Below are 16,737 nucleotides of genomic sequence, written 5' to 3'. Positions count from 1 at the left end.
TGAAATTATGGAACCAAATCTATTATTAGTAACCAATAATGGTGATTTCTACGTTCCAAAAAAATGCGAATTTATAGATTCTAAAACATTAAAAATTATATTATATAGTGAAGAAGATTTGGAAAATATCCAAAATTTTAATAATGGTATTTTAGGTTATTTTGTATTGAAAGAAAAAAAAGGAAATTTAGTTGGTTTAAAAAGATTTTTAAAAATAGATAAAAAGGTTTCATCATATTTAAAAGTTTCTTTTGTAGATTTTTTATCAGAAGAAATAAGAGAGTTGTATGGTGATTATATAGAACTTATATCAGAATTTATTGGATTATATGAAACAATACATGAATTTAATTCTTTAATAAAAACCCAAAAAATAAGGGAAAATTATGAAGATTGGTTAGAAACTTTAGTTAAAAATGTTGAAGATTCTCATAAAGAAACAATAAAAATGTACGTATCAAAATTTGCGAACCTTTATTTAATAAGAATTTATGAAAAACTATTTAAAAAAGATTTAGAATTACTCGAAAAACAAGAAAAAGAAATTGCTTATAAACTGTTAGAAACTGGTGTTTTAAAGGAAAAAGGCGTTTTATAATGGAGGTAAAATATGAGAAGAGTTGCTGCAATAGTTGCATATGATGGAACTAGATTTAATGGATTTCAAGGACAACCTAAAGTTAGAACTGTTCAAGGTGAGTTTGAAAAAACTTTAAAAAGGATTTTTAAACAAAAAGTAATTTCGTGGGGTGCTGGAAGAACAGATACAGGAGTTCATGGTTATGGACAAGTTATAGCTTTTAGCGTTCCAAATGAAAGAATGACATTAAAAAATATAAAAGATGCCTTGAATGCAAATCTACCTGAAGATATTTATGTTAGGGAAGTTAGAAATGTTCGAGATAAATTCTCTCCACGCCACGAAGCAAAAAAAAGAATTTATCATTATTTCATTTATCAAAATGATGAGCCAAACATATTTTTAAGAGATAGGGTTTGGTGGTTTCCTTATAATTTAAACATAGAGAAAATGAGAAAAGCTGCTAAATATTTAGAAGGGGAACATGATTTTACAACATTTAAAACTGGAAATGATGATAGAAATCCTGTAAGAACAATATATAGAATACGAATTTTAAAAATGAGAAATAATATCATATTGATACGAGTAGAGGGTCATTCGTTTTTGAGAAGAATGGTAAGAAATATTGTAGGTGCTTTAGTAAAGGTAGGGACAGAAAGTTGGGAACCAGAATATATAAAAGAAATTTTAGAAGCAAAAAGTCGTTCCAAAGCTCCAGCATCAGCTCCACCACAAGGATTATACTTTTATTCTGTATTATTTTAATAAATATATCAATATTTTCAAAAGAAAAAATAGGGCTAGTATATAATGGCCCTTCTTCTTTATTTTCAGATGTATTTTATAATATATATAAATATGTTGATATAGAAACCCCACCATCAACAAGTTCAAAAAGATTAGAAATAACTATTCAAGCTTCAAACATTATAATAGATTTTGATAAAAAAGAATATACAGATTCTTTGACCAATTTTAAATCTTTATTATCAGATGTTTTTAAAAATTACTATCAAAGAAGAATTTATTTGATAGCAAATAATTGTCAAATGTTTGATGAGTCTGGAGAAATCGTTAACTCTGCTTTTTTTAATTGGTCAGAAAATTTAAGAGTCAAAATTCTAAAAAACAACATGATTTTTAATGTTCCTGTCAAAACACCTATTGGACAGAGTTTACAAAAAGTACCTGAAAGGTGGATTGAAGTTAATTTTCTTGGATATACTGGAGATGCAACATTAAATGGGAAAAAAATTGAACTAGAAGAACATATGATATTACCACCAAATAATTATACTCTTGAAACTCCTTATGAAAAAATAAAATTTAATCTTGAAAATATTTATAATAAATATGAAATACCTTTAATATCAGAAATTATAGAAAAAGAAATATCTTTCAAAAAAATTTTGGGAATTTTTGATTTAGAAACTGGTATTGAAATTACAGGAACTGAAAAAAGTGTTTGGATTCCCAAAAAAGGAGATAATATTTTAATTGTTGAAAACGCTGTTTTCGCTTCACCATTTGGTATTTTAGAAAAAAATAAAGGCATTCAATTTCATGGAATTCCTGTTTTTGCCTATGAAAATAATTTTACTATTTATCTTATTACATCCTACGGAGAAATAATAACTGTTGGATTGAGAAACATTATAAGAGATATGGAAAGAGCACCTTCATATATAACTGTTAAAGATAATAAAATATCTGTCTTAACATTTGGAGGTAAAAAATATTCAATAGATTTAAAAACCGGTGGATTATATTTTATTGGTCAAACATCGAAAATTGAAAATAATATTAAATTACGCACAGAAAAAACAATATCTTTAGAAAATAAAAATATTTTTATAAAAAATAATAAAGTAAAAATCACTAAAAAAAATAATATTACAATGAGGTATAAAAATGGAAAATAGATTGGATATATTTCTGGTTAAAAACAATTATATTGAATCAAGGGAAAAAGCGCAACGTTTAATTAAAGAAAAAAAAGTTAAAGTTAATAATATTATTATAACTAAACCTTCTAAAAAAGTTAATCAAAATGACTATATTGAAATTATCTCAACCGAAAAATATGTAAGTAGAGCAGCTTATAAATTATTACATGCATTTGAAGTATTTAATATAAATATTGAAAAAAAAGTATGTATGGATATAGGATCTTCAACGGGTGGTTTTACTCAAGTATTATTAGAAAAAGGTGCAAAAAGGGTTTATGCAATTGATTCTGGAACAAATCAGCTACATCAATCATTAAGAAATAATCCAAAAATTATTTTAATGGAAAATACAAATGCTAGATATTTAAAAAAAGAAAATTTTGAAGAAATAGATTTTTTTACCTGTGATGTATCTTTTATATCTATTACAAAATTAATTTCTCCAATAAAAAATATTATATCTAAAAAATCTGAAGGAATTGTATTAATTAAACCGCAATTTGAATTGGAACCATCTAAACTCATAAAAGGAATAGTAAAAAATGATAAATTTAGAAATGAGGCAATTGAAAAAGTAACATTATCATTTAAAAACAACGGGTTTGAAATTATTGGAATAACAGAATCACCAATTAAAGGAAAAGAAGGCAATATTGAATATCTATTATATGTTAAATATAAAATGGATTAACAAATTATTAATCACTTAGAAAAAGAAAAACAGTTTTTTTTTGTTAAAATACAGAAAATTAAATACGATTATACTTTCCTATATAATTCCAGTAATATGGTCTGGAAGTATCTACCAGATGGCCGTAAACCATCTGACTATAGGAAAGGGGTTTTGTATATAGTGTATAAAGAATATACGCTCCTCTTTCCTTATAGGGGAGCGTATTTTTTTATAGGAGGTGTTTATGAAAAAAGTTGTTATTATCGATTACGGTTCTCAATACACACAGTTGCTTGCAAGAAGAATAAGGGAATTAGGCGTTTATTCAGAAGTTATACAATACGACGACAATCCACCAGATGAAATTGGTGGAATAATTCTTTCGGGAGGGCCAAAAAGTGTTAATGATGTTGACGCCTTACCTTTACCAAAATGGATATTAAATACTAAGAAACCTATATTAGGTGTTTGTTATGGCCTTCAATTATTATCAAAAGAACTTGGAGGGAAAGTTGAGAAAACCGAAATTTCAGAATATGGAAAAACTGAAATCGAAATTTCTAATGATCCTATTTTTGATAATATTCCAAAAAATATAATAACCTGGATGAGTCACGGTGATTCTGTTGTTTTTTTACCAAAAAATAGTAGTGTTATTGCAAAAACCAAAAATAATATATATGCAGCTATTAAATTTTCAAATAACATATATGGTTTGCAATTCCACCCAGAAGTAAAACACACTGAATTCGGAGATAAAATCATTGAAAATTTTCTTTTTAAAATTGCAAAATTGGAAAAAAATTGGTCATTAAATTATTTTATAGAAGAAAAAATAGAAGAAATCAGAAATGAAATCAATGATAAAAAAGCTATTATAGCCTTATCTGGCGGTGTTGATTCCTCCGTTGCTACCGTTTTAGTTCATAAAGCCATTGGGAAAAATCTTAAAGCCGTTTTTGTAAATCACGGATTATTGCGACTAAATGAAGAGATAGAAGTAAAAAAAATCTTTAATGATTTAATCGGGATTAATTTAACTGTTATAGATGCAAAAAAAAGATTTTTAGACAAATTAAAAAATATTATTGATCCTGAAAAAAAGAGAAAAATAATTGGAGAAGAATTTATTAGGGTTTTTGAAGAAGTATCGAAAAATAACTATGATTATCTAATACAAGGAACTATATATTCTGATGTTATTGAAAGTGCTGCTTCGGGGAAAAATACTGCAAAAATAAAGAGTCATCACAATGTTGGTGGTTTACCTGAAGATATTGAATTTAAGATAATTGAACCATTAAAATATCTTTTCAAAGATGAGGTTAGAAAAATTGGTGAAATTCTTGGAATTCCTAAACATATTTTATACAGACATCCATTTCCAGGACCTGGTTTAGCCATACGTATAATTGGTGAAATTACAGAAGAAAAATTGAATATATTAAAAAAAGCGGATCACATATTTATTGAAACCTTAAAGAAAAACAATTGGTATGATAAAGTTTGGCAGGCATTTACAGTTTTAACTCCAATTAAAACTGTGGGAGTTGTAGGAGATGAGAGAAATTACGATTATGTTTTAGCTATTAGAAGTGTTAATAGTGTTGAAGGAATGACTGCTAATTGGTCGAAGATACCTTTTGAAATATTAGAAGAGGCTTCAACGAGAATCACAAATGAAGTAAAAGGAATTGGAAGAATTGTGTATGATATTACTTCAAAACCCCCCGCTACAATTGAATGGGAATGAAAGGAGGAATTTTATGTTTAGAGAAACTCTAACATTTGATGATGTGTTACTAAAACCAAAATACAGTGAAGTTACTCCTTCACAAGTTGATACAAAATCATTATTAGTCAAAGATATATATTTAAATACACCTTTTTTATCAGCAGCAATGGATACTGTGACAGAAAGCCAAATGGCAAAAGCCATGGCTCATTCTGGTGGTATAGGAATTATTCATAAAAATTTAAATATAGAAGAACAAGCTCATGAAGTTGAAAAAGTTAAAAAATCTGAAAATGGAATTATATATGATCCCATAACTATAACTCCTGATACACCTATATTCAAAGCTGAAAAAATAATGCATGAGTATAAAATAGGGGGCCTTCCAGTAGTTGATGAAAATAATAAATTATTAGGTATTTTAACTAATAGAGATATGAGATTTGAAAAAGATTCTACAAAAAAAGCTAAAGAATTAATGACACCACTAAAAAAATTAATTGTTGCTGGACCTCATATTTCAATTACTGAAGCTAAAGAAATACTTCATGAAAATAAAATAGAAAAACTTCCTATAATAAATGAAAAACAAGAATTAATAGGATTAATAACAATAAAAGATATTTTCTCCGTAATAGAACATCCAAATGCTTCTCGTGATTCTAAAGGTAGGTTATTGGTTGGTGGTGCAGTCGGGGTTTCTGACGCTTTAGAAAGAGCTTCTGCATTAATTGATGCAAATGTGGATGTCATTGTTCTGGATTCCGCACATGGCCATTCTAAAAATATTATAGAAACAATAAAACTTTTGAAAACTAAATTTCCTGAAATTCCTGTTATCGCAGGAAACATTGCAACAGAAGAAGCTGCAAATGACCTAATAAAGGCGGGTGCAGATGCATTAAAAGTTGGTATAGGCCCTGGTTCAATATGCACTACAAGAGTCGTCGCTGGTATTGGAGTTCCACAATTAACTGCAATTATGGATGTTGTAAAAGTTGCAAAAAAACATAATATTCCTGTAATTGCAGACGGAGGAATCAGATATTCAGGAGATATTGTAAAAGCATTAGCTGCAGGTGCAAATACAGTAATGCTTGGAAGTTTATTTGCTGGAACAGAAGAAGCTCCAGGAGAAACTATACTTTATCAGGGAAGAAAATATAAAACATATAGAGGAATGGGATCAATTGGTGCCATGAAAAAAGGAAGTAAAGATAGGTATTTCCAGGAAAATATTACAAATACAGATAAGCTTGTACCTGAAGGTGTTGAAGGAATGGTGCCATTTAAAGGCACAGTAAATGAAGTTATCTACCAATTATTAGGTGGATTAAAATCAGGAATGGGTTATATTGGTGCAAAAACAATTAAAGAACTTCACAATAAAGCAGAATTTATAAAAATAACCGCCGCTAGTTTTAAAGAAAGTCATCCCCATGATATATCAATAACGAAAGAGTCTCCAAACTATTCCATTAAATAACCCCCCATAATTTGGGGGGATATTATTTAATAGGTGGAACTTTTCTTGGTGGATAATAATTGGTATTAGGAGTATATGGTGTATTTTGACTATATCCTGGATATTTTGGTAATCCTGGGTTATAATAATCTGGCCTGTTCATCATATTCGGGGAATATCCTGGATACATATTATAATTATAAGGTCTTCTGTTTTTTTGTTTATAATATAACATCTTTTTTCTAGCATATAGTCTTCTTGCAATTTCTTTTCTTAAATCAAATGACTTTTCTTTATATGTTACTTTTACTGGAACAAAATACTTTCCTGTTTTTAATTCTATGTAGTATCCTTTTAATGCGATATCTGTATCTTTCTCAATCCATTTTAATAATTCTGGAAATCTTGGAAATACAATTTCAAAATTAGGTTCGTCTTTTAAACTAACCGTAAAAAATCTGTTTCCAGGTTTGTCCTTGATATTTTCAATTGCACCTTTCACTTCTATTAACTGGTTTTCGTCTAATATAGGAATTCTGGTAAAAGCAAACATAGAAATGCTCAAAACTGTTATCAATAATACAGCAAGTACTTTTCTCATTTTTTTCACCTCCCTATTTTTAACTTCAACTTAATGATACCTTACTTTCCTTAAAATTTCCTTAGAAAATGGAGGTATTATTCAAATTTTGATTTTATTTCTTCAAATTTCTTATCAATTTTTTCCTTTTCTTCTTTTGTTATAGCTAGTTTTTCCTTGGCAATCAAAAGTAAGTCCAATCCTTTTTTATATATTTCTAAAGCATATTCTACATCTAAATCATTACTGTTTTTTTGGAATATTTGAGAAATTAGTTCAAGCATATTAGATATTTCCTTAAAAGAATATTTTTTCAACTCAGTTTTTGATAATTTTAAAATTTCATCAATAGTCATTTTTCTTCCTCCCTATAATGTTTTATTTCTTTTATTTCTGTCTTCATTTCTCCATCATATAATATAATTTCTAAATTTTTTTCCATATTTGCTTTATATATACTATCAATTTTTTGAGAATCTTGAATCAAAACAGCTCCACCACTTAAAAAAGCACTAAATGGACTATTTTTTGTTATGTTTAAATAATAATCATTTAGTTTTTTTAAATTGTTTGAGAGATAATTATCGAAAAAATATTTTAAGTTTTCCTCAATTTTGTCATTATTTTTTTCAAGGTTTTCTAAATTATTACCTATATAATTAGAAAAGAATTTAATACTATTTATAGCTTTATTTAAATTTTGCTCATTGGAATAAATTATATTAGAAAAATTAGTTAATACGTTTAAATATAATTTCATTTTATTATTTTCTTCTTCAAAAAATTGATCTATCATACTACTTAAATTATTCAATATATTTTTGGAAAAAAATTCTGCTTGTATGAATATGTTATTAATAGAATAAATTATATTTTGAAAATTATCATCTATTTTTTTATTATAATATTCTATTTGTTTTACTATTGCTCTTGCAACTTCAGTTGGTGTTGAAAATCTCATATAAGATACAAAGTCTGGTATGGTAGTATCCTGTTCATGACCAATACCAGTTAAAATTGGAATTTTATTATTTGAAACCCAGGCTATATTTTGAGCTAAATTATAATCATCAAAATACATTAAATCAGCTTTAGCCCCTCCACCCCTAATAATAGCAATAACATCATAATCTATTTTGGAATCTATTATTAATTTTAGTGATTTACTAATACTTATTGGAACCTCTATTCCTTGCATTGGTGATGGATAAAGGTGGATTAGGGGAGGATTTTTTAATTTGTTAATATTCTTTATAAAATCTCCATAACCAGCTGCTGTTTCGGAAGAAATTACAGCTATTTTTCTTATTGGTTCAAGGAATTCTAATTTATTTTCTTTAGTTCTAATTAATCCTTCTAATTTTAATTTATTTAGTATCTCTCTTTTTCTTTTTTCAAGATTGGATTCTCCAGATGGCAAAAGTGATTGAAGCTTTATTGCAAATGATGACGAAGATGGCCAAAAAGACAACTTTCCAATAACTATCCATTTTTTATTCTCTAATTCAAAAATATTTTTTAACTTTAAATTATCTAATAATGTTTTTATGTAATATCTAGATAAAAATACAGTTATTTTATAAGTCTTCCCATTGTCATTTCTTTGGGAAATTTCAATATATAAATCCCCAGAGCTGCTTGTTTTTGCTTTTGATATATCTCCAGAAAATACTATAGTATCATCTAAAATAGATGTTTTTTCTAATTCATTTGTAATCCATTTAACTAAATCTAATAAATCTTTAAATTTTTTCATTTTCACCCTCTTTTCCAGATAATACAACAGTTATTTCACCTTTTATATTTTTTTCTGAAAAGTGAATTATTGCTTCGCTGACCTTTCCTCTAAAGAATTCTTGATGTACTTTTGTCATTTCTCTAGCAATAAATATTTCTCTATCTCCAACTATTTCCAATATTTCTTTCAAAGTATTATTCAATCTTTGTGGAGATTCAAAAAACACAAATAGAATACCTAAATCTTTTATTTTTCTTAAAACTCTTCTTTTATTTTTACCTCTTGGCAAAAAGCCTTGAAACATGTATTTTGACCCTGGAAATCCACTTACTGCAATTGCAGCAGATGGCGCATTTGGACCAGGTATAATATCAACTTCAATATTTTCTTGCCAGCATTTGTTTATTAATTGATAACCCGGATCGGAAATAACAGGCATTCCGGCATCACTTACTAAAGAGCAAACATTATTTTCTTTTACTAACTCTACAGCCTTTTTTAAAACTTTATTTGCATTATATTCGCTGAAAGTAAATAATTCTTTTTTCCCTATATCCAGATTATTCAATAACTTTATTGTAACCCTTTTGTCTTCGACAAAAATAATATCAGATTCTTTTAAAGTTTCAATAGCTCTTAAAGAAATGTCTTTTAAATTTCCTATTGGCGTTCCTATAATGAATAATTTTCCCATATTTTCACCTCTCATTAAAAAAACCCGCTACCGCGGGCTATATGGTGCCGAGGACGGGACTTGAACCCGCATGGACATAAGTCCATATGATTCTGAGTCATACGCGTCTGCCAATTCCGCCACCTCGGCTTTTTCATTCTTCTATTTCATAAAGATTTTTATTGCTGGAAATAATATCATATGTTAATGATTTTAATGATATAGTAAAATCTACATTTTCAACAGAAATGCTTTCAGGCAATGTTAATGATATTGGAGCAAAATTTAATATTCCTTTTATCCCAGTTTCAACTAATTGATTAGCTACTTTTTGTGCAACTTCTGAGGGAACTGTCAATATAGCTATTTCAATGTTTTTCTCTTTACAAACCTTTTTCAAATCTCTCATATCATATACAAGAATTCCTGCAGAAATTTGTGTTCCAACTTTATTTTTATTTTTATCAAACGCAGCTTTAATATAAAAACCACTTTTTTCAAGTCCTGTATAGTTTGCAATAGCCGATCCTAAATTTCCAACTCCTACAATAGCAACATTCCATTTTTTATTAAGCCCTAAAATTGTTTTAATAGAATTCATTAATTTATCAATATCGTAACCTACCCCACGTTTCCCAAATTCTCCAAAATAAGATAAATCCTTTCTTATTTGGCTCGCTTTAATATGTAACGAATCCGCTAAATCTTTAGATGATGTTTTTTGCATTCCAGCAGATTTTTTATTTTCCAAACATCTATAATACATTGCAAGCCTTTTAATTGTTGGTTTTGGTATTTTTGGATTTTTCATAATTTACCCCCAATCACTTTTTTATAACTATATTAAGCAATTTCCCTTTTACCAATATTACCTTTTTTACTTCCGAATTTTCAAGATATTTTTTCACTTTTTCCTCTTCAAATGCTTTATTTTTTATCTCTTCTTCTGTGGCATTTGCATCTACTACTATTTTTGCTCTTACCTTCCCATTTATTTGAACAACTATTTCTAACTCTTCAACTTTTAATGCATTTTTATCTACTTCTGGCCATTTTGCATTTAAAACAAAAGTTGAATGACCCATCATATGCCATAATTCTTCTGCTAAATGTGGAGCAAATGGGGATAATAATATTATAAAATCTTGAGCTACTTCCTTTAGCAACTCCTTGTTCCATTTTTCTTCTGGAGTATTATTCATATAGCTGTTCAACTCATTAATTAACTCCATCATACCACTAATTGCTGTATTAAATTGAAAATTCTTTTCAATGTCATTTGTAATTTTTCCAATCATTTGATGTAATTTTCTTCTAAGAGATTTTTCTTCCTTTGTATTCAAATTCATATTTTTTATATTTACATTTTTAGTAATATTTATTATTTTTGACATTGAATTCCAAACTTTATTCATAAATCTTGCTACACCTTCTAGACCAGCATCATTCCATTCTGCATCTTTTTCTGGAGGTCCCATAAATAACATATAGAGCCTCAATGTGTCTGCTCCGTATTTTTCAACCATTTCATCAGGCGAAACAACATTTCCTTTGGATTTTGACATTTTAGCCCCATTTTTATAAATCATTCCTTGAGTAAATAAATTTGAAAACGGTTCAATAAAGTTTATATATCCCAAATCATATAAAACTTTAGTAATAAATCTCGAATATAGTAAATGTAAAATCGCATGTTCGACACCACCAATATACTGATCAACTGGAAGCCAATAATTTGCATCATCTGTATCAAATGGTTTATCTTCCATTTTTGGATTAATATATCTTAAATAATACCAACTACTATCTACAAATGTATCCATTGTATCTACTTCTCGTCTTGCTGGTTTACCACATTTAGGGCATGTCGTATGTATAAAATCTTCTGTATATGTTAACGGACTTTTCCCTGTGGGTTCAAACTTAACATCAGTTGGTAGTTTTACCGGTAAGTCTTTTTCTGGAACAGGCACTATACCACAATCATCACAATATACTATTGGTATAGGTGCTCCCCAATATCTTTGTCTTGATATTAGCCAATCTCTTAATTTATATTGAATACTCTTTTTCCCTAATTTATTTTCTTCTAACCACTTAATTATTTCAGGTAAAGCCTCTCTGTTCTTCATTCCATCAAATTTATCAGAATTAATCATTATTCCATCTTCAGTAAACGCTTCTTGTAAATCTGTTACCTTTAAATCTGAATTTTCTGGCTTAATGACGATTCTTATTGGTAAATTAAATTCTTTAGCAAATTCAAAATCCCTTTGATCATGTGCAGGAACTGCCATTATGGCGCCTGTTCCATATTCAAATAAAATGTAATTTGCCACATAAATTGGAATTTTTTCGCCATTTACAGGATTAATAGCATAACTTCCTGTAAACGCACCATCTTTTTTAGCCCCTTGAGCAATCCTCTTAAATTTATCTTCCTTCGTTACTCTATTTAAGAATTCTTCAACTTCCTTTTTTTGAGAAGGTGTTGTTAACTCTTCAACCAATGGTGATTCAGGAGCTAAAGCCATGAAAGTTACTCCCCATAATGTGTCAGGTCTCGTTGTAAAAACTGTTAATTCTTTTTCTGTTCCATCTATAGTAAAATTAACTTCAGCTCCAACGCTTTTCCCAATCCAATTCTTTTGCATTATTTTTACATTTTCTGGCCATCCTTCAAGAATATCAAGATCGTTTAATAATTTTTCAGAATATTCTGTTATCTTAAAATACCATTGCTCAAGCTTTTTCATTTCAATTTCAGTTCCACATCTTTCACATTTACCATTAACTACTTGCTCGTTAGCTAAAACAGTCTTACAGCTTGGACACCAATTTACTGCCGCATGTTTTTTATATGCCAAACCTTTTTCATACAATTTTAAGAATATCCATTGTGTCCATTTATAGTAATCTTCAGTACATGTTGCAATTTCTCTATCCCAATCATAACTAATTCCAATTTTTTTTATTTGATTTCTTATAGTCTCTATATTTTTAAATGTCCATTCTCCTGGATTAACATTATTCTTTATAGCTGCATTTTCTGCAGGCAATCCAAAAGCATCATATCCAAATGGATGTAATACGTTATATCCTTGCATTCTTTTATATCTTGCTACTACATCACCTATAACATAATTTTTAACATGTCCAACATGGATCGTACCTGATGGATAAGGAAACATTGTTAAAACATAATATTTTTCTTTATCGCTTCTTTGTGAAGTTTTAAATACCTTTTTTTCTTCCCATTCTTTCTGCCATTTTTGCTCGATTTCTATATGATTATAATCCATGACCTTCCCTCCTATATTCAAGTGATAACTTTCTCATATATTATACCAAAATTTTCTTCAAATTAAAAGACCTTTTTAACTATTTACCTCGAATGGTTGGTATATATAGATTTAATTCTTCAGATATATTTTTTAGTTTTGCTTCTGGCATTTTTTTTAATCTTCTTTGACCAGGCTCTTGAATTAAAAAATATACATTATCCGGATTAGCCGTCTGAATTTGTGCATTATATGGAACATTTATTGTATATGAGGTTCTTATAGAAGGATCTTTAAAGAAATAAAATTTATAAGGAGATAGTCCAGGTTTTAACATACCCTGAAATATATATTTTTCTTTCTCATCTTTAATTCCTATCCAAACTTCTCTTGAACCTGTAATATATAATTGAAAATACCCAACATTCTGATCCTCTTGAGCTAGAGTTAATAACTTCTCCAGATCATTTAAATGTTTTTCCAAATTACTTTTATAATTAATAAATTTTTCTACAATTCCATTTGGTTCAAAATACTTTCCCATTTCTTCTAATTTAGTGTTTAACATAGACACATTATCATTAACCTTCGCATTTTGCCTATTAAATAGGCTTTCCATATAATTTTGGAATTTTGAAAATCTTATTTCGCTTCCAATCGACATTATTATTGAAATTACAGATAATATTATTGCTAAATATAACAATATTCTTGTTATTCTCATCATTTACCTCCTATCGCTATTGCTGAATTAACATATTTCATTACCCTATTTGCAACTTTTTTGAATTTCTGTATGGTATTATCTACTTTTTTCTTTGAAATATTAATTTCTTTGGAAATTTCATCATATGAATTATTATCCAACCACATTTTAACAATTTCTTTTTCGATATCCTTCATTTGTTCAATAGATCTTTCAAATATATAATTATATACAACAGATTGATATAAATCTGTTTCAGATGGAACCTCAAAATAATAATCAGAATCTTCAGAATAATCCTCAAACATAGATTCTATACTTACTGCGTCTGACAATACCTTATTTTTTAATCTATTAAGATAAGTTAAAAAAGATTTTATTTCAGAAGAAATATTTAAATAAGCAAATGTAGAAAATTTTGTTTTGTTAGTCTCATCAAAAGAATAAACCCCCTGTATTAAACCCACAAAACCTATTTGAACTAAATCTTGAAATTCTGCCCAAGCACCATAATATTTTGAAGCAATTGACTTAATCATGGGTTCAAATTTAACCATGATCAAATTCATTGCTTCTTTATCTCCAGATTGAGCTAACTTAATCAAACCTTCTACGCGTAATGTCCTTAATTTATATTTACTCATTATTTCACAACCATATATAATAAATGTTCTGCAACATCATAAAATTTCTCTGAATAATTCAGTTCCAATTCTAATACATTTGCCCAATAATTTGAAATATCAGGAACGTTTTCCCAAGGAAATGACATTATTCCATAGATTTTCACGTTATTAAAATATTTTAATAAAAACTTTTCAATTTCTTCTTTTGTAAATAATTTAGAATAAAATGACATATGCTCAGATACTCCAACTTTTATTTTTTTCTCTCTTTCCATTACTTTTATTATATCAAAATCTTTCGAAAAAAAAGCATCGAAAATAAATTTATTTAAATTATCAACAGTTCCAATAAAAATACCATTATTTTTTAATACTCTATATGTTTCTGCTATAAACTTTTCTTGATCTTCTGAATAACTCAGTATATCTCCCATTGCAAGTATTATATCAAAAGTATTGTCTTCAATAGGAATATCTTCAGCAAAACTATTTATAATTTTTATATTATCATAATTTTCAAATCTTTTTTTCATTAATTCACACATTTTTTTAGACGGTTCCAATGAATAAACTTCAAAATTTTTATCTAAAAAGATTTTAGTCCAATAACCGGTTCCTGCACCAATATCGAGTATTTTTCCTTTATTTATTTTTATATTATTAAAAATTATTCTTTCAGAAACCTTATTATGCATTTGCCAATATGGATCATTATACATAGAATCATATTCATTAGCAATTTTATCATAATATTCCCATGATTTCATAATAATCCCCCTATTAATAAAATAAAATCCCCGATAATTCGGGGAGTAACTGGAGCAGGTGATGGGACTCGAACCCACAACCTCTGCCTTACCAAGGCAGCGCTCTAACCTGTTGAAGCTACACCTGCAAACCTAGTATATTATACAATAAAATAATTTTTTAGTCAAGTTAAAAACTCTTTTGAATTATATTAATAATAAAAATACCCGGTTTAGAAACCGGGTATTAAAATTCTTCTACTATTTTTACTTCATCACCTGTTTTTATCAATGCAGCATTTGCTTCATCTGTATCAACATGAAATTCCAAAGCATATTTTGGACTAACTCTAATTAATACATCACCAAATATTAATTTTCTATCTCCTTTTTCAACAGCAACATAAACCAAATCTTTATCTTTAACGCCATATTTCTCTGCATCTTCTGGTAACATATGAATATGTCTTTTAGCTAAAATTAATCCTTTTTTAGTTTCAACCTCTCCTTTAGGTCCAACAATTTTAATACCTGGTGTTCCATCAAGATCTCCAGAATCTCTAACTGGTGGTTGGACTCCTAATTTAAATGCATCAGTTTGTGAAATTTCTATTTGTGTTTCTTTTCTAACTGGACCTAAAACTCTAACCCTTTCGATTTTTCCTTTAGGTCCAACTAAAGTTACAACTTCTTCTGCGGCATATTGTCCTGGTTGTTTTAAATCTTTTATAGGATGTAATTCATAACCTTCACCAAACAAAATTTCTAAATCTTCTTTTGATAAATGAACATGTCTGTTTGAAACACCTACAATAATTCCTGGTTCTTTTAATTTCATATACCTACACCTCCGATTATATAATATTCCCTCTTTTTGGAGTAATTAATGGTTTTCTAATAACTAATTCAATATTTTTAGGTTTTACTACTTCAATATTTAAAGGACCTCTTCTGACGGAAATCCATCCCAACCCCGGCATTGCTAATTCATCACCTTCATCTATAGAAATGATTTCTTTTTCATATTCAATATTCAAAGGATATTCCTTCTCATATGGCGGAAATAATATATCTCCAATATGATTTTTCAATAAATCATTGACTCTTTCTTCTTTTGTTTGATGAAAAGCTATTTTTTCTGGAGCAAATATTAAAAATATTGGTTTTAAACTATCTTTTGCTAATGAAAGTATTTTAAATCTAAACAAAGAACTTACAAATATAACTTTACCTACATCTGGTTTAAATGTTTTCCTACTAATTGTCTTTTTTGGTATCATTTCAACTTGAGTATATATATCGAAAAAATCTGTAAATCTTTTTTTAGTCTCAATTCCAGGAGTATCATATAATTCTATATCAGAATCCAAAATTTTTCTTTTTACTATTCCTAAGGTAGTTCCAGGAAATGAACTAGTAGTGATTTTTACATTAGTAATATTATTCAATAAAGAAGATTTCCCGACATTTGTAGTTCCAATAACTATAGCTTTTTCTATTCTCTTTTCCTTTAGAATCTTTACCATTCTATTTATACCAAAGTTCTTTTTCGCACTTATTAAGCGAATATTATCTTTTTTAATATCTAATTCATTTTTTACTCTATTGTATACCCAATTCTTTAATTCTGAGAAAGATACACTTTTAGGCAATAAATCAACTTTGTTTATAATTAAAAAAAGTTCTTTATTTTTTACTAATTCCAAAATATCTTTATCAAATGTCCCCTCAAAATCTATTATATCTATTACCCATAAAACAGTCTTAAATTCATGTATTATACTTTTCAATTGATTATAAAAATTTTTATTTATAGGAATAGGAATTAATTCACCATAATGTTTTAATTTAAAACATCTCTGACATAAAGCCTCGTCTTCTCGCCCAATAAATTTTTCAAAAATATGTTCTGGTAAAAAACCTAAATCATCAGGATTTTTTGTTTGTATTTCAACTCCACATCCATGACATTTCATTTTATC

At 27.9% G+C, this 16,737-nt stretch carries 17 protein-coding genes, 2 tRNA genes and 1 riboswitch; of the genes, 6 read left to right on the top strand and 13 right to left on the bottom strand.

The genetic code is table 11. From position 1 onward, the window contains the following. The first annotated feature begins 7 nt into the window (after window positions 1-7). From JRV97_RS10600 to guaB, 6 genes are all read left to right on the top strand, one after another. Window positions 8-598 (top strand): hypothetical protein, encoded by a 591-nt coding sequence (locus JRV97_RS10600; protein ID WP_280998686.1) that lies wholly within the window; start codon window positions 8-10, stop codon window positions 596-598. Window positions 599-610: 12 nt separating this feature from the next. Beyond that, window positions 611-1,348 carry a tRNA pseudouridine(38-40) synthase TruA gene (gene truA, locus JRV97_RS10595; protein WP_280998684.1) on the top strand — a complete coding sequence of 246 codons (738 nt, stop codon included), beginning with the start codon at window positions 611-613 and terminating at the stop codon, window positions 1,346-1,348. Then, window positions 1,243-2,505: a vWA domain-containing protein gene (locus tag JRV97_RS10590; protein WP_280998682.1), complete on the top strand. Its 1,263-nt coding sequence runs from the start codon at window positions 1,243-1,245 to the stop codon at window positions 2,503-2,505. Before truA ends, JRV97_RS10590 begins: the two co-directional genes overlap by 106 nt. Then, window positions 2,495-3,223 (top strand): TlyA family RNA methyltransferase, encoded by a 729-nt coding sequence (locus tag JRV97_RS10585; RefSeq protein ID WP_280998679.1) that lies wholly within the window; start codon window positions 2,495-2,497, stop codon window positions 3,221-3,223. The genes JRV97_RS10590 and JRV97_RS10585 overlap by 11 nt, the downstream gene beginning before the upstream one ends. Window positions 3,224-3,281: 58 nt before the next feature. Beyond that, window positions 3,282-3,383: riboswitch (purine riboswitch) on the top strand. 66 nt (window positions 3,384-3,449) lie between these two features. Then, complete coding sequence (gene guaA, locus JRV97_RS10580; protein ID WP_280998677.1) at window positions 3,450-4,958, top strand: glutamine-hydrolyzing GMP synthase; 1,509 nt, start codon at window positions 3,450-3,452, stop codon at window positions 4,956-4,958. A 13-nt stretch (window positions 4,959-4,971) separates the two neighbouring features. Beyond that, window positions 4,972-6,426: an IMP dehydrogenase gene (guaB, locus tag JRV97_RS10575; RefSeq protein WP_280998675.1), complete on the top strand. Its 1,455-nt coding sequence runs from the start codon at window positions 4,972-4,974 to the stop codon at window positions 6,424-6,426. 22 nt (window positions 6,427-6,448) lie between these two features. Here the strand turns inward: guaB and JRV97_RS10570 are convergent, their stop codons facing one another. The 13 genes from JRV97_RS10570 to yqeH form a co-directional block, all read right to left on the bottom strand. Next, window positions 6,449-7,006 carry a hypothetical protein gene (locus tag JRV97_RS10570; RefSeq protein WP_280998673.1) on the bottom strand — a complete coding sequence of 186 codons (558 nt, stop codon included), beginning with the start codon at window positions 7,004-7,006 and terminating at the stop codon, window positions 6,449-6,451. A gap of 77 nt (window positions 7,007-7,083) precedes the next feature. Continuing rightward, window positions 7,084-7,341, bottom strand: a complete 258-nt coding sequence (locus tag JRV97_RS10565) for a hypothetical protein (protein ID WP_280998671.1) — start codon at window positions 7,339-7,341, stop codon at window positions 7,084-7,086. Continuing rightward, window positions 7,338-8,741 (bottom strand): exodeoxyribonuclease VII large subunit, encoded by a 1,404-nt coding sequence (gene xseA / locus JRV97_RS10560; protein ID WP_280998669.1) that lies wholly within the window; start codon window positions 8,739-8,741, stop codon window positions 7,338-7,340. The genes JRV97_RS10565 and xseA overlap by 4 nt, the downstream gene beginning before the upstream one ends. Next, window positions 8,728-9,417 carry a 16S rRNA (cytidine(1402)-2'-O)-methyltransferase gene (gene rsmI / locus JRV97_RS10555; protein WP_280998667.1) on the bottom strand — a complete coding sequence of 230 codons (690 nt, stop codon included), beginning with the start codon at window positions 9,415-9,417 and terminating at the stop codon, window positions 8,728-8,730. The genes xseA and rsmI overlap by 14 nt, the downstream gene beginning before the upstream one ends. A 42-nt stretch (window positions 9,418-9,459) precedes the next feature. Further along, window positions 9,460-9,546, bottom strand: a tRNA-Leu gene (locus JRV97_RS10550). Between the two features lie 4 nt (window positions 9,547-9,550). Further along, window positions 9,551-10,207, bottom strand: coding sequence for a redox-sensing transcriptional repressor Rex (locus JRV97_RS10545; protein ID WP_280998665.1), 657 nt, complete (start codon window positions 10,205-10,207; stop codon window positions 9,551-9,553). Between the two features lie 13 nt (window positions 10,208-10,220). Then, the gene (leuS, locus tag JRV97_RS10540; RefSeq protein ID WP_280998663.1) at window positions 10,221-12,698 is read right to left on the bottom strand and encodes a leucine--tRNA ligase; all 2,478 of its coding nucleotides are present in this window, start codon (window positions 12,696-12,698) and stop codon (window positions 10,221-10,223) included. Between the two features lie 79 nt (window positions 12,699-12,777). Then, complete coding sequence (locus tag JRV97_RS10535) at window positions 12,778-13,401, bottom strand: hypothetical protein (protein ID WP_280998661.1); 624 nt, start codon at window positions 13,399-13,401, stop codon at window positions 12,778-12,780. Beyond that, window positions 13,401-14,027 (bottom strand): sigma-70 family RNA polymerase sigma factor, encoded by a 627-nt coding sequence (locus JRV97_RS10530; RefSeq protein ID WP_280998659.1) that lies wholly within the window; start codon window positions 14,025-14,027, stop codon window positions 13,401-13,403. Before JRV97_RS10530 ends, JRV97_RS10535 begins: the two co-directional genes overlap by 1 nt. Next, window positions 14,027-14,776: a class I SAM-dependent methyltransferase gene (locus JRV97_RS10525; RefSeq protein WP_280998657.1), complete on the bottom strand. Its 750-nt coding sequence runs from the start codon at window positions 14,774-14,776 to the stop codon at window positions 14,027-14,029. The genes JRV97_RS10530 and JRV97_RS10525 overlap by 1 nt, the downstream gene beginning before the upstream one ends. Window positions 14,777-14,826: 50 nt before the next feature. Continuing rightward, window positions 14,827-14,904: transfer RNA gene (locus tag JRV97_RS10520), tRNA-Thr, on the bottom strand. A gap of 98 nt (window positions 14,905-15,002) precedes the next feature. After that, window positions 15,003-15,593: a phosphate propanoyltransferase gene (pduL, locus tag JRV97_RS10515; RefSeq protein ID WP_280998655.1), complete on the bottom strand. Its 591-nt coding sequence runs from the start codon at window positions 15,591-15,593 to the stop codon at window positions 15,003-15,005. Window positions 15,594-15,609: 16 nt separating this feature from the next. Beyond that, window positions 15,610-16,731, bottom strand: a complete 1,122-nt coding sequence (yqeH, locus tag JRV97_RS10510) for a ribosome biogenesis GTPase YqeH (RefSeq protein WP_280998653.1) — start codon at window positions 16,729-16,731, stop codon at window positions 15,610-15,612. Window positions 16,732-16,737: the final 6 nt, after the last annotated feature.

This window comes from Marinitoga aeolica (assembly GCF_029910535.1).
Classification (GTDB): domain Bacteria; phylum Thermotogota; class Thermotogae; order Petrotogales; family Petrotogaceae; genus Marinitoga; species Marinitoga aeolica.
The sequence above is the reverse complement of the archived record's forward strand: the minus strand, read 5'-3'. Positions and strand labels throughout refer to the sequence as shown.